Raw genomic sequence first — 18,562 nt, 5'->3', positions numbered from 1 at the left:
GAGAATACATTGTTATTGTAGCAAACGGCCTATGACCGGTCAAATAAATCGTGTTATACTGCTTTTTATGGCTGACCTCGAGATCAAAGGGATGACCGAGACCTCCTTCCTCGATTGGGACGGCAAGATCGTCACCACCCTCTACCTGCCGCTCTGCAACTTCCGCTGTCCTTTTTGCCATAATTCCGGCCTGGTGGTCAACCCGCACGAGTTCGAGACGATCCCGCTGGATAAGATCGAAAAATACCTGCTGGAACACCAGGATTTTCTCGACGGGATCTGCCTGACCGGCGGCGAACCCCTCCTCCATAAGGGGCGCGGCCTGCGCCATTTCATGCGACGGATCAAGAACCACGGTTTCCTCATCAAACTGGATACCAACGGAGCCGACCCGGACGGCCTGCAGGAGCTGATCGACGACAAATTGGTCGATTATATCGCCATGGACCTGAAAGCGCCGCTCGATCAGCGCTACGACCGGCTGACCGGCACTAAAACCGAGCTCGAGCAGGTCAAACGATCGGTCCAGTTGATCATGGGGAGCGGCCGGAATTACGAGTTCCGCACCACCGTTGTCCCGGGGTTGCTCGATCTTGACGATATCAAACATATGGCCGAGGGGATCGCCGGAGCGAAACGCTTTGTCCTCCAGCAGTTCGTCCCCGGCAACTGTTATGACGAAACCTTGCGAAAGGCACAACCCTACCCCAAAGAAAAATTAGTCGAGATGGTCGAAGCGGCGCGGCACTTTGTCCCCAACACTTCCCTCCGGGGAGCGTGATATAATAACATCATGAATCTCGTCTGGCTTTATACCATGACCGCGGTCGCCGTCGTCAGTTTGATCTCGCTGGTGGGAATATTTTTCGTTTATTTGAAGGATGAATGGCTGCAGAATACCCTTCTTTTCCTGGTCAGTTTCTCGGCCGGCGCCCTCTTTGGCGACGCCTTTATCCATCTCCTCCCCGCAGCCTTCAAGGACAACGGCGGCGGCTTGAGCGTCCCGGTCGCCTTGCTCGCCGGCATCCTCCTCTTCTTTATCCTGGAAAAGGTCGTCTGCTGGCGCCATTGCCACCTGCCGACCTCGGCTAACCATCCTCACCCGCTCGCTTGGATGAACATCATCGGCGACGGCTTGCATAATTTTATCGACGGGATGGTGATCGCCGGCAGTTTCCTGGTCAGCCTCCCGCTCGGCGTGACCACAACCATCGCGGTCATCCTGCACGAAGTGCCGCAGGAGATCGGGGAATTTGGCGTGCTGGTCTATGCCGGCTTAAGCCGCGGCCGGGCCCTCCTCTTCAACTTTCTCTCGGCCCTGACCGCCTTCCTCGGGGCGTTCGTCGTGCTGGGGTTAAGTTTAAATGACGCCACGATCACCCGGGTCCTGATCCCGCTGACCGCCGGAGGTTTTATCTATATCGCCGGGTCTGACCTGATCCCGGAATTAAAAAAAGAGGTCGGCCTGCGCCGTTCCTGCCTGCAGCTCTTATTCCTTCTCTGCGGGATCGGCCTGATGTTTCTCCTGCTGCTCGTCGATTAAGCCGAGCATCTCCTCGTAACTTTTAGCCCGGCCAAAACGGTTGCGCCATTCGCACGCGTCGGGAAAACCTTTCAGGTACCAGATCGCCACCTTGCGCATCCAGCCTAACTGGCTGGTCCGCCGGTGCTCGGCCAACAAGGCGAGGTGCTCTTTCAGGGCGGTCATCTTGGCCCGGGACGAAGGCTCGAGTGACAGTTTCCCATCCTTGAGGTAGTGCTCGATCCGCCGGAAGATCCAGGGGTGGCCGAGCGCGCCGCGCGCCACCGTGATCCCGTCACAACCGGTCAGGTCAAACATCTTTTTGGCCAGCTCCGGCGAGAAAATATTCCCCGAACCGAAGACCGGGATGGTGACCGCTTCTTTAACCGCTTTGATCGCCGCGTAATCAACCTCACCGGAATAGCCCTGCCCTCTGGTCCGGCCATGGATAAAGATCGCCGCCACTCCCCGCTTGGCCAGGTTTCGGGCGATGGTCAAGAGATGTCTCCGGTCCCGCCGCTCAAAACCGGTCCGGAGCTTAACGGTCACCGGTAAAGACGAAGCCGCAACTACTCCCTCCACTATCCGGTAGAGCCGCGCCGGCTCAAAGATCAGATATGAACCGGCTTTCTTGCCGACCATTTTTCTGACCGGGCAGGCGGCATTGATGTCGATAAAAGCCGGTTTGACCAGGGTCAGCAAACGCTGGAGCGCCTCAACCATCGCCGCCGGCTCGCCGCCAACCAGCTGGGCGGCCAACGGCTGGTCCTCGCGGTTGGTCTTAAAAAACTCGGTAATGCCGACATCCTGGTGGACGAGCGAATTGGCATCGGCCATCTCCAGAAAGCAGAGTTTGGCACCGTAGCGCCTGGCCATGAGCCGGAAGGCGAGGTCGGTACAGCCGGAGAGCGGCGCCATGATAATCTTGCCGGGTAATTTATAAGTGCCGATCTTGATCATCGTGAACCCATTTTAGCGTCAGGAGGGGAGAAAGGCAAGGCTTGCCGCCTTCCTCACCCCCTCCCCTCACTCTCGTTCGGGGTTTCCCCCTCTCCATCAAAGATGGAGAGGGGGATTAAGGGGGTGAGGATACCTCTTCACATCCTATCCGTTTTACTCTAAAATAACAGTTGTGAATAAAACAGCCGAGATGATCCAGCTTGATCCGGCCAACGAGAAGTACCTGAAAGATATCACCGACACGGAGTATTTCGGTTATCCCGCCGCCTCGCTGATCGAAGCGGAAGAGCGCCTGCTGGACAAAGCGACGCCGTCGATCGCTTATTTCTCCATGGAATACGGCCTCGCTCCCAGCGTCTACAACACCTTCAAGACGGTCAACCCGATCGACCAGCATAACAGCGTCGCCAACCACGAAGTCTTCTCCAACATGAAGGATATGGATTATTACCACCACCTGCCGCTCAACAAGATGCTCGACCTGCCAATCTACAGCGGCGGTCTGGGTGTTCTGGCCGGTGACAGCTTGAAATCGGCCGCCGACGTCGGCCTCTCCCTGGCCGGCATCGGGATACTCTGGGGGAAAGGTTATTTCAAGCAGAAGTTCTGGTTCCGCTCCGGCGGCCAGGCCCCCGAAGAGATGACCTGGGATCCCCACACCTACCCCGGCCTGGTCCCGCTGAAACCGCGCGTCGAGATCGAGATCAGCGGCCAAAAGCTCCAGCTCAAGCTCTGGAAATACTACGTCTACTCCTACGACCTGACCAAGGTCATCCCGCTTGTCCTGCTTGATTCGGACATCCCGGAAAACCCCGAGTACTTCCGCGAACTGACCGACCAGCTCTACCGAAGCAACAGCGGCTGGATCAAGATCTGCCAGCGGGCCATCCTCGGCATGGGCGGGATCCGAGCGCTCGAGGCCCTCGGCTACGGGATAAATAAATATCACCTGAACGAGGGGCACGCCGCCTTTGCCTTTGTCGAAAAAGCCAAAAAAGAGGACCCGGAAAAGCTGAAGAGCCAATTTGCCTACACCTGCCACACTCCGGTCGAAGCGGGACACGACCGTTTTGACCTCCAGGAACTGACCGCGACCGTCGGCTCTGAAGCGGCCGAGATCGTTAAACGCTTCGGCCGTGACCCTCATAACCCTAATGTCGCCAACCTGACCCTCCTCGCGATGAGCACCAGCGGCCACGCCAATGCCGTCGCCAGGAAGCACGGCGAAGTAACCAGGATCCAGTTCCCACAGTACAAAGAGAAGATCAAGAGTATTACCAATGGGGTTCACACCCACACCTGGCTCTCCAAGCCGATCAAGGCACTGTTGCAAAAGTATCAGGGAGAGATCGGCGATTGGGAAAGCGACCCGTGCCGGCTGGCCAATGTCCGGTCATTGATCAACAACGGCGCTTTCCGGCGGGACCTCTGGGCCGCCCATCTGGAGAATAAAAAAGCGCTCGCCCAACTGCTCGAACATTGGTATTTTGATGACACGACATTCACCATCGGTTGGGCGCGCCGCATCGCCCCTTACAAGCGGCCGACCATGCTCCTGCACGACCCGAACGCTTTGCTCGAGATCGCTAGGCGGAAAGGGCCCCTGCAGATCGTCATCGCCGGCAAGGCCCACCCGGCCGACGTCCCCGCCTCGCTTCACATGGATGAGATGATGGAGAAAATCATCATGTTAAGCGGCGAGCGGAAACGCCTCCGGATCGTCTTCCTGGAAAATTACGACACCTATTTTGGCAAGATCCTGACCAGTTGCGTCGATGTCTGGCTGAATAACCCCCTCCCCCCCTTCGAAGCCTCGGGGACGAGCGGGATGAAGGCGCTCCATAACGGGGTCATCCAGTTAAGCACGCTCGATGGCTGGGTCGTGGAAGCGGCCGACCAGGGGATCGGGCGGATATTTGGCTACGTCCCGCCTCCCGGCGAGCTCGGCAGCGAATCGGACCTCAAGCTCGCCCAAGATTCCAAAGAGCTCTACAGGGCGCTCGGCGAGCTGGTCGATATTTATTATGCCACCATCACCGGGGCCAAGAAGATCGAAGAATCAGCTTGGCTGGAGATGATGATCAACTGTATCGCCGAGGCCGGCTTCTTTAATACCCAGCGGATGATCGGGGAATACAAGACACAGATCTGGGAAATGTGACGACTACTTATTTTTGTCCAGCAATTCCTTGATCTTCGCTAGTAATTCGTCCGACCGGAACGGCTTGGTCATATAGGCATCCGCGCCGGCTTCTTTCCCCTGTTCTAGATCCAACTGCTGGACCTTGGCGGTCAGCAGAATGATCGGAATCGAACCGTGTTTTTCGTCGAATTTCAACATCCGGCAGACCTTGAAGCCGTCCATCTTCGGCAGCATGATGTCAAGAATGATCAGGTCCGGTTTTTCGGTCCGCGCCTTCTGCAATCCCTCCACTCCATCGGCAGCCGAGATAACCTCATAACCGTTCGCCCCAAGGCGCAAGGACAACGCTTCAACGATGGCCGGCTCGTCATCTACGATCAGTATCTTAGCCATGTCCATTAATCCTCGGCAAGGTAAAAATGAATTTGGTTCCCTCGCCCGGCTGGCTTTCCGCCCAGATCCGCCCGCCATGCATCTCAATGATCGCCCGGCAGATCGAGAGGCCGAGACCGGAACCGCGGGTGCCGCCTTGCGCGGCCCCCTCCAGCCGGACAAACCGCTCAAAGAGGAGCGGCAGGTCGGCCGGAGCGATCCCCGGGCCGTTATCCGCCACTGTCACCATTATCTGGTCAGCCTGGGGCTCGACCACGACCAATATCTTCCCTTTTTTCCCGTCATATTTGATGGCGTTATCGATCAGGTTAAGGAAGACGCGTAAAACCTGGTCAGGATCAACATATGTCTCTACCCCCCGGGTCGCTCGCACCTCAATATTGGTCTCCCTCTTGGCGGCCAAGCCGCGCAGGGTTGAAACCGCCCTGGCCGCCAGCTCGGCAATATCGGTCGAGCGGCGTTTCAGTTCGACGGTATTAGCCTTGATCTTGGATATATCGAGAAGGCTATCAAGCAGTTTCGCCAGCCGGTCAACGTTTTCCAGAGAGGTAATGAGCAGTTCCTTTTGCCGGGCGCCAACCGCCCCCACCAAGCCGTCGATGATCAAACTGGCATTCTCCCGCACGACCGCCAACGGCGTCCGCAGTTCATGGGAAGCGGTCGACACGAACTCATCCTTGGCCCGGTCGACCTCCTTCATCCGGTCGAGGGCGGAGAGCAGGTCCCGGTTCTTGACCGCCAATCTGGCCTGGTTCTGGTTAAGCAGTTGCGAAAAATAATAAATGGTCCCGGCAAAGAGGAAGAAGGCGGCGATCGTAAAGATCGCCCGGTTCAGGATCGAGCGGAGGAGCTCCTGCTGGGTCAGCGTAAAGGTCAGGCCATAGACCGGGATAAAGCCGGTGTAGGACGCGACCATCAGCCCCAGGTAAAAAAGCGCGGAGAAAAAAGCGATCAGGAAAACGACCGAAGAATAACGGGAAAAGACCCCGAAACCGGAAATGATGATCAAGACCAAATAGAGGAACCAGTACGGGCTCTCCAGCCAGGCGGTCAGGTAGATGAGGAAAGTTACCGCCAGCAGATCGCAGAACTCAAAGATCGAGATCAGCCCGATGATCTGCCAAAGTTTGACCTCCCGGGCGGCAGCGCGCGCCAGATGGGCCGCCAGGTTATAAACGACCAAGAAAGAGAAAAGATAGAGCCAGTTGCGCAGGTCGAGGTTAATAAAAAAACCGTAGAGCAGCAGGGGGATGCCCAGGGCGATGACGGCGTAGCGGACATATATCCCCCAGGAGTATTTCTGGCGGAAATCGTGGATCAGTACCTTCTCTTCCTCTTCCGGCAAAACCATCAAACCACCTACTTAACCCAGAACATCCCGGTCTGTTGGCGATATTCCTTGAATTTACTGCCAAAGCTCTTCTCGAGCACGAATTTTTCCTCAAAATAACCTTGGAGCCAAATGGCCGCCAGGATGAACATCCCGCCATAGAAAGAATAGACGGCCGCAAAGACCCACCACCAACCGACCCAGACAAAGATCAGGCCGAGGTAGATCGGGTGGCGGAAAAAGGCGTACGGACCTTCGGTCACCAGCTTGGCTGGCGTGCCACCAATGTTCGTCAGTCCCCGGCCTAAAGCCATTTGGGCCCAGACGATCAAAGCTGCTCCGGCGACGATCGCCACCCCGCCAACGATCCGCCACCAGAAGTAATCAAGCTCGAAACTCGGTTGCGGGATAAAGACGGTGACCAGCGGGAGAACGGCGCAAATCAGGCTGCCGGGAAGACGCCACCAGGCCAATTTGTCGCTCCAAAGCAAGGCAAGGTTGAGGGCAAAAATAAGGACGACCAATAATTGCCAATACATGATATTATCTTACCCTCTCTCTCCAGCTATGTCAATTTCCTGACCAGACGGGAACGGAAGGTCCCCCGGCCGAAGGAATAAAGGTCCAACCAGCGCGCGCTGATAAGGCCAACCGCTAAACCGATCGCTCCACCAATGAAGCTAAATAATTCCGACCAGATCGCTCCGGCAATAACACCAAAAAGAAAGCAAAGAAAGGGCAAGCCAAAAGCGAGCGCGGGAGCAGACATTTTAGTCACCGGGACGATCTCCACTTCAACTTCGTCGCCGATCACGGCCCCGACCCCGTTGACCGCCGCCACTCCTTTGTGCCCGGCAGCGAACATTTGGCAGGCCGCGCAACCGCGGCATTCCCCAACCCCGGCAATATCGACCAGAGCGGAGCCACCGTCGAGCGCAAAAACTTTTCCCCGGTCAAGCATCAGCGGAAAAGCTCGGCCAGGGTCGCCAGGCCGAAGATGATAAAAACAGCGGCGCCCAGATAGCGGATAAATTTATCCGGCAAGTGGCGGTTTAGCCAGCTGCCAGCCAGAACACTGACCACATTGATCCCCACCATGCCGAGTGTCGCCCCCAACCAGACAAGAAGCGGGGCGCCATATTGCGCGGACAACGTGAGCGTGGCCAACTGCGTCTTGTCCCCCAGTTCGGCAATAAAAAAGGCGGTAAAAACGATCCAGAAAGGCTTCCTTCCTACTCCCTCCTTCTCCCCCTCTTCCTTCTCTTCCCTGCCGAACAGGGTCCACAGACCGAAAGCAAGAAAGATAATACCGGCCGATAGTTGGAGATAAAAATGGGGAATAAACCGGCTGATGATACCGCCAAAGCCGACCGCGATCGCCATCAGTAAGGCGGTAGCACTGGCCACTGCGGCGATCACTTTCCAGAAGGGGTATTTGGTGGCAAAGCCAAAGGTCAGGAGTTGGGTCTTGTCGCCGAGTTCCGCCAGGCCGATGATAGCCAGCGCGGCCAGGAATGGGGTCAAAGTTTACCTTCTTCGATCAACTGCTTCTTTTTTTCGTGGCGGCGCTCGCACTCCCCGCAATTCCCCGGGTCAAAGACCGGTTCTTTGCAGATAGCACAGCCAAGGATCAGTTTCCCTTTGATACTGAAAAGCCCCAGCTGGGCAAAACAATTCGGGCAGGTTATCCTCTTGCCGGGTTTATCTTTTTCACCGATCTCGATCGGCCGCTCGCAGATCGGGCAGTTAACTTTGGCCATGGGGCTATTATATCATGGCTAATAGTTTTCAGCCAAGAGCTCAAAGTAAGCCTGGGGATGCCGGCAGGCCGGACATTCGACCGGCGCCTCCTGGCCTTCGTGAACATAACCGCAATTGCGGCAGTGCCATTTGACCACCTGGTCTTTCTTAAAAACCTTGCCGTCCTTAAGGTTCTTTAATAATTTGCGGTAGCGCGTTTCATGTTTTTCTTCAACTTCGGCGATCTCTTTGAACTGCTTGGCGATCTCTTCAAACCCTTCCTGCCGGGCGATGTTCTCCGCGTCAAGGTAGAGCTTGGACCACTCCAGCTTTTCTCCGGCCGCCGCCGCTTCGAGGTTGGCTATGGTGTCACCGATCACCCCGGCCGGATACGCCGCCGTGATCGTCACCTCCCCGCCTTCCAGAAACTTAAAAAAACGCTTGGCATGCTCCTTCTCGTTGTCAGCCGTTTCCAGGAAGAGCGCCGCGACCTGCTCATAGCCCGCTTTTTTCGCCACACTGGCAAAATAGGTGTACCGGTTCCTCGCTTGCGACTCGCCGGCAAAAGACGCTAACAAGTTATGCTCCGTTTTGGACCCTTTCAGATTATTAGCCATTTTTTCTTCCCCCTTCTTATTTCGCGATTCCGAGCGTTTGATGTTTCGCGTAGATCCCGCCGGCTAAGGCCTCGATAGCTTTCAGATCGGCTTCCTTGGGATAGCCTTTAACAATGACTGGCGGAATAATCTCGACCTTCAAATTGGTCAGTAACCCGGCCAGCTGTTCGACCGCTTTTCCTCCCCAGCCGAACGAGCCGAGGACCGAAACAAAACGCATTTTCGGCCGCAGGGCGTTGGCCAGGAAAGCGGCGTAAACCGCAGCCGGGTGGGCGCCGGCCAGTACCGTTGGCGTGCCAATGACCACGGTCGCGGCATCAACCAGCGCCATGGCAAGTTCTCCGACATCGGTCCGCGGCAGGTCGAATTGTTTGACTATCAGGCCGCGCTTGACCAGAGCGTCGGTCAAGTGCCGGACCATTTCGGCGGTACTGCCGTGCATCGAAACGTAAGCGATGACCACTTCGTTCTTGACCAAATCCGAAGCCCATTCGGTATAAGCCGCCAGGACCGGTTTGGGATCATTGTAGATCGGCCCGTGGCTCGGCGCCACCAGGTCAAATTGATACCCTTTCAGGGCCTCCAGGTGTTGCTTAATGCTGGTCCGGAATGGCATCATGATCTCGGCGTAATAACGTTTGGCCCCTTCAACTATCTCGTCCCAACTCCCGGCAAAGAGGTCGCTCGTCGCCAGATGTGAGCCGAGAAAGTCACAGGTGAAGAGGACCTTGTCTTCTTTCAAGTAAGTGAACATCGTCTCTGGCCAATGGACCCAGGGAGCGAGGATGAACTCGAGGGTCCGGTCCCCCAGGGAGAGGGTCTCCCGATCGTTGACCACGATGATCTTCTCGTCAGCCACCAAAAGATGGTCTTTGATCATCTCTTTCGCCCGGGCGTTAGTCACGACCTTCGCCAGCGGGAAACGTTGCAGTACTTGCGGCAAGCAGCCGGAGTGATCCTGCTCAACGTGATGAATAACGACGTAATCGATCTTTTCGACCTTCAACTCGGCCAGGTTGTCGAACAGGTCCTGGGCCTTGGTTGGGTCGACCGTATCGAGGAGAGCCGTTTTCTCACTCCCTTTAATGAGGTAGGCATTATAACTCGTCCCGTGTGGCAGCGGGATCAGAGAGTCGAAGAGGCGCCGGTCCCAGTCGATCGCTCCGACGCTATAAATATTGGGCTTAACTTGCCTGGCTGTCATTTGACCGCCTCAAACTGGTCTTTACCCTCCCCGCAGACCGGGCAGACCCAGGTCGCCGGCAGGCCCTCGAACGCCGTTCCCGCGGCTATCTTGGCGTCAGGGTCCCCCTTCTCCGGCTCGTAAACATACCCGCAAACCTTGCAAACATATTTTTTCATGCCTGGCTCCTTTATTGTTTCTTCAGACTTGAGATAAGTCGGCGCGGTCGCCGGCGAGGTCCCCCGCTTGACCTCATGGTAGTAGGCATAGGTCAGCGGCTCGGCCTGACCGGGGAGCGTCTCCGCTTCCTTGATCCGAGCAAGGAAGACGGTGTGCGTGCCGCAATCAAACTCGTCCACCACCTCCGCCTCCAGATAAGCCACGGTATTATCCAGGACGACCGGCGCCCCCAGCTTCCCCGTCAAGTATTTGACCCCGGCGAACTTGTCCAGGTCCCGGCCGGATTTAAACCCGAACTGGCCGATAAAACTAAGCGGCGTCTCCTTGGCCAGGACGGAAACGGTAAAGAGCTGGCTGGTAGTGATGTAATCGTGCGTCAGGTTCTGCTTGTTAATGCTGACAGCGATGGTCGGCGGCTCGGCCGTGATCTGGAAGACGGTATTGGCGATCTGGCCGTTCAGCTTTCCATCGTCCTTGGAGCTGACGATGTACATCCCGTAGCTCAATTTATGCAGGGTCTCGGGCTTCATCCTTAAATTTTCGCCGACCAGAGCCCGTGGAGGTTGCAGTACTCGCGGGCGGTCAGGCTCGCCCCGTTCACCGGAAAGAACGCCTCCGGCTTATCCCCCGGCTTGAGGAACTGGCGATAGGCCTTATCGTCCACGACCAGCTCGATCCATTCAATATAATGTTTTTCTTCCATCGGATGCGGGACCGCGCCGATCTTGACCAGGCAACCGCTCTCCGACCGTTCGATAACCGGCACATGCTTCTCCTTGGCCGCGTCCACGGTGTTCTCGACCTGTAGTTTCATCGGCTGGCCGCAGCAGACCAATTCCCCCACCCCGGCATGGACCACTTCCACGATATTACCGCAAACCTCGCACTTATAAACCTCTAACCGTTTAGCCATATAGTTTCCTCCTTGAGGGAATATTTTACCATTTTCCCCCGGCTTCTGCGAACGAACTTGTTTATTGGCGGCCGCTTTGCTAATATTAACTCCATGTACAACCTGCTGGCTGACGTTAAGCTCTCGATCGAATTAGAGGAAAAAGGGTACGATTTCTACCGGCAAACGGCCGCCAAGACAAAGAATCCGCTGGCCGTCGCCACCTTGACCGGTCTGGCGGACCGGGAGAAAGAACATATCAAGCGGATCACCGAGTTTTACGCCAGCCTGACCGGCGGCAACAAGCTGGACGCGAGCTGGCTAACGGTCGTCCAAACCCCGCCTGATAAAAAAGCCCTCCTCGCGCCGATCCTAAAAAAGCTAAAAGATAATCTAGATAAGAAATTCGAGACCGAAAAGGATATCAATGAAGCCTACAAGGTCGCCGAAGGGTTGGAAACCGACACTTTTGTCCTCTACGACAAGATCGCCCGGGAAACCGATAACCCGACCGCCCAGAAATTCTACTCCGCCCTGGCCATTGAGGAGCGGGAGCATTATGACATCCTCGAAGATACTCTCCGCTATCTGAACGATCCCGGCGATTGGTACCGCGAGCAGGAACGCTGGATCGTTGAGGGCTAACGTAATCTAATCAGATGAGAGTACTGATAACCGGCGGCGCTGGTTTTCTCGGGATCAACCTGGTCCGTTATTTACTGGACAAGGGGATCCGGGATATCGTCGTTCTCGATCTGGCCGACTTTGATTATCCCGAAAAAGACCGGGTCACTTTTATCCGGGGCGATATCCGGGACAAACAGGCGGTCGCCCGGGCGATGAAAGGTTGTGGTTGCGTCGTCCATACCGCCGCCGCCCTCCCCCTTTACACGCCCCAGGATATTCTTACCACCGATGTCGCTGGAACGAGGAATCTCCTGGCCGAAGCGAAGGCCCAGCGGGTTGAGCGCTTTGTCCACATCTCTTCGACCGCTGTCTACGGCATCCCCGACCATCACCCTCTCCGGGAAACCGACCGGCTGGATGGTGTTGGCCCTTATGGCAAAGCTAAGATCATGGCCGAAGAGGTTTGCCTGGAATACCGGGCGCAGGGAATGTGCGTCCCGATCCTCCGGCCAAAATCTTTCATCGGGCCGGAGCGGCTCGGCGTCTTCGCTCTCTTCTATGACTGGGCCAAAGATGGCCGCGGCTTCCCCATGATCGGGGATGGAAAGAATCGCTACCAACTGCTCGACGTCGAAGATCTCTGCGCCAGCATTTACCTGGCAATGACTGGCGACAAAAACAAGGTCAATGACACCTTCAACATCGGCGCCAAAGAATTCACGACCATGGGGGAAGATTACCAGGCGGTACTCGATGTGGCCGGCTTCGGGAAGAAGATCAGGCCTTTTCCCGCCTGGCCGATGATCTGGACACTGCGCCTCCTCGAATTTTTAAAGCTGTCACCGTTATATAAGTGGGTCTACGAAACCGCCTCCAAGGATTCATTTGTCTCGATCGACAAAGCCGAGAAGATACTTGGTTTCGCTCCGCGCTATTCGAATAAGGACGCCCTGATCAGGAATTACCGCTGGTATCTGGCCAATGAGGCGAACTTCTCCGGGCAAAGCGGCATCTCCCATCGTATCCCCTGGAAACAAGGGATCCTCGGCCTGGCCAAGAGGTTTTTTTAATGGCCCCAGCCAAAAAGATCATCGTGACCGGCGGCGCCGGGTTTATCGGCAGTGCTTTTGTCGGCAAGCTTAACCGTGAAGGAGAAAAAGAGCTCATCGTGGTCGACGCGGCCGGGGCGGACCGCTCCTTCGGGAACCTGGCCGGCAAAGCTTACCTCGACTATCTGGAAAAAGGGGCTTTTATCCGGGCGATCACAGCCGGTTCTTTTCCGGCCGATGTTAAAGCGGTCTTCCACATTGGCGCCTGCTCCTCCACGACCGAACAAAATGCCGCTTATCTCAAAGAGAATAATCTAGAGTACACTAAAACATTAGCCGGTTGGTCACTTAAGAACTCCATCCCCTTCTTCTACGCCAGCTCGGCCGCCACTTACGGCGACGGCTCGCTCGGCTATGCCGATGATGAGTCGCTCATCCCCTCGCTTAAACCGCTCAATCTCTACGGCCAGTCCAAACAGGATTTTGACCTTTGGCTGTTGAACAATGAACTTTTAGACAAGGTCGTCGGCTGGAAGTATTTTAACGTCTTTGGCCCGAACGAATACCACAAAGATGATATGCGGAGCATGGTCCTGAAGGGTTACGAACAGGTTAAACGGGACGGCCGGCTCCGCCTCTTCAAGTCATATCGGCCGGAATATAAAGACGGCGAGCAAAAACGGGATTTCGTCTATATCAAAGACGTGGTCGATCTGATGTATGAGTTCTACCGGCACCCGGCAGTCAAAGGGTTGTACAATGTCGGCGCCGGCCTCCCCCGGAGCTGGAACGACCTGGCCAAAGCGATCTTTTCGGCCTTGAAAATACCCCCGGTGATCGAATACATTGAGATGCCGGAGATCTTAAAAGATAAATACCAGTATTACACCGAAGCAAACCTGAGCAAACTAAAAAAGACCGGTCTCCCCCTCAAGATCACTTCGCTGGAAGACGCCGTCGCCGACTACGTCAGGAATTATCTGGAAAAAGGTTCCGCCCGGCTGTAGGGCGACTTGACCAGGCTTTGAACTAAAACTCGTAATGAATACCGGCCGTCAAACTGTTTTTGATCGTATTATTGTTCAAACCAACACTATATCCGGCGTCGAGTTTTAGACCGTTGGCGACCAAATACCGGGCGCCGAGCTGAATGAAGGCCGGACTAGGCAAAGCGGCATTGTTGGCTATGTACTCAGCCACGATATCCCCCTGCTCTCCCCAAACGGGCTGTTCCAGGGCAACAGAATAGGCAAAATAATCGTCGGCTTGCACACCGGCATTAACCCCGACTAAAACATGACCAAAATTCAGGTGGGCTTTCGTTAAGCCGAACATCTTCGAATAGATCAGCATCAAGCAGTAATCGTTGTCCCCGCTCCCCAAGCCTTGACTGACCCCCCCATTATTGAATTTATAATCGATCCGGCCGGTCAGGCCCTCATCCTCTCCCCGCTCCCACAGACGGTATTTGGCGTGCAATAAAACATCATTCAACCCCGAGGGTGAGGAAAGAGCATAGGGGACCTCGATCCCCAGGTCAAAGTTCACCAAGATCCCTCTTTTAAACGAAAGATTGGCTCCATTGGCCTGAGCGGCTTGATTTTGGGTGGCAGCATACCCTACTTCCAGCTCGTAACCACCGGCCGACACCGTATAAAAGTCATCGGTCACTAATGGTCGGGCGGCCCAGGACGAACTACCAAGCAACACCAGACAAAACAGGGCGGCCAGCTCCTTCTTGTTGTTAAAGCTTTTAAATAAATAAGCAGCCAACCAAAATATAGCCAGCGTGATCAACACTCCGGCGATCCCGGCCGCAGCGGTCGAGAGCCCGCCTTCAGGCGAACTGGGAAGAGTATAACCGGCCATGACCGCGCTCCGTTCAATCCCTTTTTGCGCAAAGCCAAGCCTGGCCGCTGTTTTATCGAGGCCATCCGGATGAGCCGAGGCAAAAAAAGCGGCAGATATGGCCACAAGTAAAACGACCAAAAACAGTCTTTTCATTCCGCCGGCTCTTCGCCCCTGATCATGGTTCGGAATAAATAGATGGCCGCCAGGCTGATCAAGGCTTCAGCCAAGCCGATAATGACATGAACATTTAACATCGCCGGAATGACCTGCGTAAAAGCGCTCGTACCGGAAAAACCGATCTCCAGTGAGCAAGTTGACGCAGCTAAAACGACTGATGACCAGGCGGCAACTATGATCGCCAGCCATTCCGGAGCGGCTTTCTTTAAAAAGTAATATATGTAGTAAGCAATGATCGTTCCGGAAAGCGCCATGTTAACGATGTTCGCGCCAATGGCCAGTAATCCACCGTCGGCAAAAAAGAGCATCTGCACCGCCAGAACAACAGCGATAACGATCGCCCCGGCAAAAGGGCCAAGCAGGACCGAGGCAAAAACGCCGCCGATCAAGTGGCCCGAAGTCCCACTGCTGATCGGAAAGTTGAACATCTGCCCGGCAAAGACCAGCGATGCTACCATTCCCATCTTATAGATCGTCCGCTCACCATCGCCGGTCAGGACGCGCCTCATCCCGCTTACCACATTCCCCACACCTCTTCCCGCTGCAGCCAGCGCCGCTTGCGGAGCCAGTGCCGTGACCGCGGCCTTCACCTTGGCGACGCAATAGGCCAAGACAAACGCCGCCGCCCCCATCATCCCCGCCGACATTTTTGGATCAAGAAACCCGTCCGGAATATGCATTTTATTGTTCCTTTCCTTAACTTAATTCTTTACCGGTCGACGTCATCACCAGTTTGCCGTGTTTGACGCCTTTGGTAGCGATCAGGCGATCGGCAATTTTTTTGATCGTCGCGCTTGGCCCTTTAATAATGACCACTTCGGCGCAGTTGTGGGCGTCAAGGTGGACATGGGTGGCAGCGATAATGTTGCCGTGATGTTCATGTTGGATGTCACCCAATTTATCAGAAAGAAGCCGGGCATGGTGGTCGTAGACCATGGTCAGGGTGCCGACCACTTCTTGTTTGGGGTTCGCCCACTCCGCCTCCACCAGCTGGTCGCGGATAAAGTCGCGGATCGCTTCGGAGCGGTTAGCGTAGCTCTTATGCCGGACGATCTGGTCTAGTTTCTTGAGGAGGGCGTCATCCATGGCAACGCCGAATCTTTTTAACTTTGACATAGTGACACGATTATAACAGAGGTGCTACCAGACCGTCAAGGGGGAGGGGGAACTCATCCCCCACTATGCTTTTTAGATGATCTTAACAACATTAAGGAACATGTTGGCAAAGCCGCCTACGACGACGGCTAGAACAACAGTGAATATGACAATGGCAATAGAAGCTCTCCACCCCAGCTCCTTAACCAGCACGGTCAAGGCAGCGGCACAGGGAAAGTAGAGCGTGGTCACTAGCGCAAAGATGAAAAGCTGTTGTTTGGTCATAAAGGAAAGAAGATTGTGAATGTTGGGGCCGTACTTAACGATCGCGAGGGCAAGCAGCAGTTCCAAAGCGAGCTCTTTTCTTAATATCCCGAAAAGAAGGCAGATCCCCGCCACCGCCGGCAGGCCCAACCAGTTCTCCACGACCAGGTTCATGGGCGCCGTTAACAGCCACATGTATTTAGTCTCATAAAGTGCCCCCATGACCAGGCTCCCGACGGCTATTATTGGTAAGGCGATCAGGACGAATTCCTTCACCCGGTACCAGGTCTTTTTCAATATATGCGCCAGCTTCGGCGCCCTGAAAGGGAACATCTCCATAACTAGCCCGGAGGATTCCCCAGGTAGAAGTACGGCCATCGTCCTGCCGACCAGGATACCGATAACAAAGTCGATCGCATAGATCGCCAAGGCGTATTGCCAGCCGACAAATAAAGCTACCGCCCCCATTATTACGGCCGTCCTCGCACTGCAAGGCGTCAGTATGATCAAAGTGCAGGCGATTATTTTTTCTCTCCTGGTGGTCAAGACCCTGGTCCCGATGATCGCCGGAACGTTGCAGCCCGCACCAGCAATAATGGGGATGATCGCCCGGCCGTGCAGTCCCAACTTGTGCATCAGGCTGTCGGTCAAAAAGGCGATCGAATTTAGATAGCCTGTATCCTCTAGCAGCGCTAGTATAATGTAGAAGGTCATGACAAAGGGGATACCCACCGACAACGCAGCCTTGATGCCGGCATCAAACCCCCATAAAAGCGTCCTGGACAAAGCGTTGTGGCCTAGCAGGCCATAGAACAAAGTATTGATATAAGGGGATACGAACACGCTCCAGGCAGACTCAAAAATGCTCGAGAGAAAACTTCCAACGTAATACATCGTGACAAAGACCGCCATTAATCCAAACAGCAGGATCGGGATCCCCGTCAAGGGTTCAATGGTCAGCCGCCACAACCTTTCCGTCCGGGAGATCCGGCAGGCCCCGATCGTCTGTACCTGGTCAACGATCACCCCTTCCAAGCCGTGCCGTTCGCGCACAAAGCGGAGCGCCGCCCGTTCGCCATGCGTCCGTTCGATGTCGGCCGATATTTCCCGAAGCTTCTGCATGACCTTTCCGCAATCTTTTTCCGCCGCGACCAGCGCCATGAATTCAGCATCTTCTTCCAAAAGCAGAGTAGCGAGCGCGCGGGGGGAGAGCCCGTAAGGGATGTTCTTCAGGCACTCCTGGATCCTGGCCGCCAGCTGCCCAATGTTGGCCTCAATGTCCTTGCCGTAGCTGGGAGAATTGGGCTGGAGCTTGATCTCGCCGGCCTTGACGGCCAGACAGGTCTTGATCAACTGTTCAATCCCCTCTCCCGTTGTCCCCACCATCGGGATCACCGGAACGCCAAGGATAGCGGAGAGCTTTTGCAGGTCGATACAGATGTTCTGCTGGGCCGCCAGGTCCGACAGATTAAGCGCAATGACGACCGGATAACCAAGATCAAAGAGCTGCAGTACCATATAAAGGTTGCGCTCGAGGTTCGTCGCATCAAGGACGGAAACGATAATGTCCGCCGCGCCTTCCAAGATCTCGCGCCTAGCGACCAGCTGATCGTCGGAAACAGAACCGAGCGAATAAGTTCCTGGCAGGTCCACAATGCCGATCTTCGTTCCCTGATATTCGGCCGTTCCCAGGTTCAAAGCTACGGTCTTCCCGGGATAGTTGGCGGTCACGGCATCCAGGCCCGTGAGACTGTTAAAGATGGTGGACTTTCCTACATTGGGATTCCCCGCCAGGGCGATCACGAGCTTCGCATCACGGCTGATCCTTTGATATTCGGCGTGGCAACTGGGCAGGCGGGTCATATCTTCCTCACCCAGATCGACTCCGCAATCTTTCTCCCCAGCGCGTACACGGCATTGCCGACTTTGACCATCACCGGCCCGTTGAACGGGGCTTTTTGCTCCACCCTGATCTGAGTCCTCGGCATCAGGCCAAGAGTTGCCAGGTAACAGAGCAGTTTTGGCTCCTCGTCGGTTATCTTGACGATCTTAAGCCGGTCATGCCTTGCAAAGTCGACCAGCGGCTGGGAAGGCTCTTCTTTGATCCGGCCGTTGGCGTCGGGTATGGGATTGCCGTGCGGGCAGGTCGCCGGCTCGCCCAGCATTTTGTACATCTTCTCGCCGACGACTTTGGAAATATCGTGTTCAAGCTTATGGGCTTCGCTGTGGGCTTCTGACCATTTTACCCCCAGCTTGTCCGTTAATAACCGTTCGGAGAGGCGGTGGCGCCGCACTACGTCAAGGGCGATCTTTTTCCCCCGCGCGGTCAGCTCCGCCCCCTGGTACGGCGCGTGTTTAATTAGACCTTCTTGCGCCAGCTTCTTTAAATGCTCCGAAACGGAAGCGCCGGAGATATTTAGATGCGAAGCGATCTCTTTCGTGGCGGCCGTCTTCCCCTCCGATTCGAGGTGAAATATTATTTCCAGATAATCTTCTTTAGTTTTTGTCAGCATTGATCGCAACCAACCGTAATTTAGGC

The 18,562-nt window shown here is 55.4% G+C and carries 22 protein-coding genes; 6 read left to right on the top strand and 16 right to left on the bottom strand.

Annotation, left to right across the window (positions count from 1 at the left end; genetic code table 11):
* Positions 1–67: 67 nt before the first annotated feature.
* A complete protein-coding gene (locus tag WC903_05330; protein MFA5893367.1) occupies positions 68–781 on the top strand; it encodes an anaerobic ribonucleoside-triphosphate reductase activating protein in 714 nt (237 codons plus the stop codon).
* Between the two features lie 12 nt (positions 782–793).
* Positions 794–1,543, top strand: coding sequence for a ZIP family metal transporter (locus WC903_05325; protein MFA5893366.1), 750 nt, complete (start codon positions 794–796; stop codon positions 1,541–1,543).
* Here the strand turns inward: WC903_05325 and dusB are convergent.
* A complete protein-coding gene (gene dusB / locus WC903_05320) occupies positions 1,490–2,482 on the bottom strand; it encodes a tRNA dihydrouridine synthase DusB (GenBank protein MFA5893365.1) in 993 nt (330 codons plus the stop codon). The genes WC903_05325 and dusB overlap by 54 nt on opposite strands.
* A gap of 172 nt (positions 2,483–2,654) precedes the next feature.
* Here dusB and glgP point away from each other — a divergent pair, with 172 nt between their 5' ends.
* The gene (gene glgP, locus WC903_05315; GenBank protein MFA5893364.1) at positions 2,655–4,643 is read left to right on the top strand and encodes an alpha-glucan family phosphorylase; all 1,989 of its coding nucleotides are present in this window, start codon (positions 2,655–2,657) and stop codon (positions 4,641–4,643) included.
* Positions 4,644–4,646: 3 nt separating this feature from the next.
* Here the strand turns inward: glgP and WC903_05310 are convergent, their stop codons facing one another.
* From WC903_05310 to WC903_05265, 10 genes are read right to left on the bottom strand one after another with little or no spacing between them, the layout of a single operon-like run.
* Entirely contained in the window at positions 4,647–5,018 is a 372-nt protein-coding gene (locus tag WC903_05310) for a response regulator (protein MFA5893363.1), read from the bottom strand.
* Positions 5,011–6,369 carry a HAMP domain-containing sensor histidine kinase gene (locus WC903_05305; GenBank protein MFA5893362.1) on the bottom strand — a complete coding sequence of 453 codons (1,359 nt, stop codon included), beginning with the start codon at positions 6,367–6,369 and terminating at the stop codon, positions 5,011–5,013. Before WC903_05305 ends, WC903_05310 begins: the two co-directional genes overlap by 8 nt.
* A gap of 8 nt (positions 6,370–6,377) precedes the next feature.
* Complete coding sequence (locus WC903_05300; protein ID MFA5893361.1) at positions 6,378–6,887, bottom strand: methyltransferase; 510 nt, start codon at positions 6,885–6,887, stop codon at positions 6,378–6,380.
* A 26-nt stretch (positions 6,888–6,913) separates the two neighbouring features.
* On the bottom strand, positions 6,914–7,309 hold the full coding sequence (locus WC903_05295; protein MFA5893360.1) for a SoxR reducing system RseC family protein: 396 nt from the start codon (positions 7,307–7,309) through the stop codon (positions 6,914–6,916).
* Positions 7,309–7,872: a TMEM165/GDT1 family protein gene (locus WC903_05290; protein ID MFA5893359.1), complete on the bottom strand. Its 564-nt coding sequence runs from the start codon at positions 7,870–7,872 to the stop codon at positions 7,309–7,311. Before WC903_05290 ends, WC903_05295 begins: the two co-directional genes overlap by 1 nt.
* Positions 7,869–8,108: a hypothetical protein gene (locus WC903_05285; GenBank protein MFA5893358.1), complete on the bottom strand. Its 240-nt coding sequence runs from the start codon at positions 8,106–8,108 to the stop codon at positions 7,869–7,871. The genes WC903_05290 and WC903_05285 overlap by 4 nt, the downstream gene beginning before the upstream one ends.
* 18 nt (positions 8,109–8,126) lie before the next feature.
* Entirely contained in the window at positions 8,127–8,705 is a 579-nt protein-coding gene (locus WC903_05280; protein ID MFA5893357.1) for a rubrerythrin family protein, read from the bottom strand.
* A gap of 16 nt (positions 8,706–8,721) precedes the next feature.
* Complete coding sequence (locus tag WC903_05275) at positions 8,722–9,909, bottom strand: FprA family A-type flavoprotein (protein MFA5893356.1); 1,188 nt, start codon at positions 9,907–9,909, stop codon at positions 8,722–8,724.
* Positions 9,906–10,598: a flavin reductase gene (locus tag WC903_05270; protein ID MFA5893355.1), complete on the bottom strand. Its 693-nt coding sequence runs from the start codon at positions 10,596–10,598 to the stop codon at positions 9,906–9,908. Before WC903_05270 ends, WC903_05275 begins: the two co-directional genes overlap by 4 nt.
* A gap of 2 nt (positions 10,599–10,600) precedes the next feature.
* The gene (locus WC903_05265) at positions 10,601–10,981 is read right to left on the bottom strand and encodes a desulfoferrodoxin (protein MFA5893354.1); all 381 of its coding nucleotides are present in this window, start codon (positions 10,979–10,981) and stop codon (positions 10,601–10,603) included.
* Positions 10,982–11,074: 93 nt separating this feature from the next.
* Here WC903_05265 and WC903_05260 point away from each other — a divergent pair, with 93 nt between their 5' ends.
* From WC903_05260 to rfaD, 3 genes are read left to right on the top strand one after another with little or no spacing between them, the layout of a single operon-like run.
* Positions 11,075–11,605, top strand: coding sequence for a ferritin family protein (locus WC903_05260; protein MFA5893353.1), 531 nt, complete (start codon positions 11,075–11,077; stop codon positions 11,603–11,605).
* 14 nt (positions 11,606–11,619) lie between these two features.
* Positions 11,620–12,657: an NAD-dependent epimerase/dehydratase family protein gene (locus WC903_05255; GenBank protein MFA5893352.1), complete on the top strand. Its 1,038-nt coding sequence runs from the start codon at positions 11,620–11,622 to the stop codon at positions 12,655–12,657.
* Positions 12,657–13,643, top strand: a complete 987-nt coding sequence (rfaD, locus tag WC903_05250; GenBank protein ID MFA5893351.1) for an ADP-glyceromanno-heptose 6-epimerase — start codon at positions 12,657–12,659, stop codon at positions 13,641–13,643. The genes WC903_05255 and rfaD overlap by 1 nt, the downstream gene beginning before the upstream one ends.
* 22 nt (positions 13,644–13,665) lie before the next feature.
* Here the strand turns inward: rfaD and WC903_05245 are convergent, their stop codons facing one another.
* The 5 genes from WC903_05245 to WC903_05225 all read right to left on the bottom strand — a co-directional run bounded on the left by WC903_05245 (position 13,666) and on the right by WC903_05225 (position 18,536).
* Positions 13,666–14,640 carry a PDGLE domain-containing protein gene (locus WC903_05245; protein ID MFA5893350.1) on the bottom strand — a complete coding sequence of 325 codons (975 nt, stop codon included), beginning with the start codon at positions 14,638–14,640 and terminating at the stop codon, positions 13,666–13,668.
* Complete coding sequence (locus tag WC903_05240; GenBank protein MFA5893349.1) at positions 14,637–15,344, bottom strand: energy-coupling factor ABC transporter permease; 708 nt, start codon at positions 15,342–15,344, stop codon at positions 14,637–14,639. Before WC903_05240 ends, WC903_05245 begins: the two co-directional genes overlap by 4 nt.
* Positions 15,345–15,360: 16 nt before the next feature.
* The gene (gene nikR, locus WC903_05235) at positions 15,361–15,780 is read right to left on the bottom strand and encodes a nickel-responsive transcriptional regulator NikR (protein MFA5893348.1); all 420 of its coding nucleotides are present in this window, start codon (positions 15,778–15,780) and stop codon (positions 15,361–15,363) included.
* Between the two features lie 72 nt (positions 15,781–15,852).
* The gene (feoB, locus tag WC903_05230; protein ID MFA5893347.1) at positions 15,853–17,886 is read right to left on the bottom strand and encodes a ferrous iron transport protein B; all 2,034 of its coding nucleotides are present in this window, start codon (positions 17,884–17,886) and stop codon (positions 15,853–15,855) included.
* Entirely contained in the window at positions 17,883–18,536 is a 654-nt protein-coding gene (locus tag WC903_05225; protein ID MFA5893346.1) for a metal-dependent transcriptional regulator, read from the bottom strand. Before WC903_05225 ends, feoB begins: the two co-directional genes overlap by 4 nt.
* Between the last annotated feature and the right edge of the window lie 26 nt (positions 18,537–18,562).

It is taken from the genome of Candidatus Margulisiibacteriota bacterium (assembly GCA_041658645.1).
In the GTDB taxonomy this organism is placed as follows: Bacteria; Margulisbacteria; WOR-1; order O2-12-FULL-45-9; family XYB2-FULL-48-7; genus JBAZZV01.
Note: the sequence above shows the minus strand (reverse complement) of the source record. Positions and strands in the feature narration are given on the sequence as shown.

Coding starts and splice junctions, on each gene's coding strand:
- WC903_05305 (MFA5893362.1), bottom strand. CDS start 6,369: ATGGTTTTGCCGGAAGAGGAAGAGAAGGTACTGATCCACGATTTCCGC.
- WC903_05260 (MFA5893353.1), top strand. CDS start 11,075: ATGTACAACCTGCTGGCTGACGTTAAGCTCTCGATCGAATTAGAGGAA.
- WC903_05225 (MFA5893346.1), bottom strand. CDS start 18,536: ATGCTGACAAAAACTAAAGAAGATTATCTGGAAATAATATTTCACCTC.
- feoB (MFA5893347.1), bottom strand. CDS start 17,886: ATGACCCGCCTGCCCAGTTGCCACGCCGAATATCAAAGGATCAGCCGT.
- WC903_05245 (MFA5893350.1), bottom strand. CDS start 14,640: ATGAAAAGACTGTTTTTGGTCGTTTTACTTGTGGCCATATCTGCCGCT.
- WC903_05255 (MFA5893352.1), top strand. CDS start 11,620: ATGAGAGTACTGATAACCGGCGGCGCTGGTTTTCTCGGGATCAACCTG.
- WC903_05310 (MFA5893363.1), bottom strand. CDS start 5,018: ATGGCTAAGATACTGATCGTAGATGACGAGCCGGCCATCGTTGAAGCG.
- WC903_05270 (MFA5893355.1), bottom strand. CDS start 10,598: ATGAAGCCCGAGACCCTGCATAAATTGAGCTACGGGATGTACATCGTC.
- WC903_05295 (MFA5893360.1), bottom strand. CDS start 7,309: ATGCTTGACCGGGGAAAAGTTTTTGCGCTCGACGGTGGCTCCGCTCTG.
- WC903_05285 (MFA5893358.1), bottom strand. CDS start 8,108: ATGGCCAAAGTTAACTGCCCGATCTGCGAGCGGCCGATCGAGATCGGT.
- nikR (MFA5893348.1), bottom strand. CDS start 15,780: ATGTCAAAGTTAAAAAGATTCGGCGTTGCCATGGATGACGCCCTCCTC.
- WC903_05280 (MFA5893357.1), bottom strand. CDS start 8,705: ATGGCTAATAATCTGAAAGGGTCCAAAACGGAGCATAACTTGTTAGCG.
- dusB (MFA5893365.1), bottom strand. CDS start 2,482: ATGATCAAGATCGGCACTTATAAATTACCCGGCAAGATTATCATGGCG.
- WC903_05300 (MFA5893361.1), bottom strand. CDS start 6,887: ATGTATTGGCAATTATTGGTCGTCCTTATTTTTGCCCTCAACCTTGCC.
- WC903_05275 (MFA5893356.1), bottom strand. CDS start 9,909: ATGACAGCCAGGCAAGTTAAGCCCAATATTTATAGCGTCGGAGCGATC.
- rfaD (MFA5893351.1), top strand. CDS start 12,657: ATGGCCCCAGCCAAAAAGATCATCGTGACCGGCGGCGCCGGGTTTATC.
- WC903_05240 (MFA5893349.1), bottom strand. CDS start 15,344: ATGCATATTCCGGACGGGTTTCTTGATCCAAAAATGTCGGCGGGGATG.
- WC903_05330 (MFA5893367.1), top strand. CDS start 68: ATGGCTGACCTCGAGATCAAAGGGATGACCGAGACCTCCTTCCTCGAT.
- WC903_05325 (MFA5893366.1), top strand. CDS start 794: ATGAATCTCGTCTGGCTTTATACCATGACCGCGGTCGCCGTCGTCAGT.
- WC903_05265 (MFA5893354.1), bottom strand. CDS start 10,981: ATGGCTAAACGGTTAGAGGTTTATAAGTGCGAGGTTTGCGGTAATATC.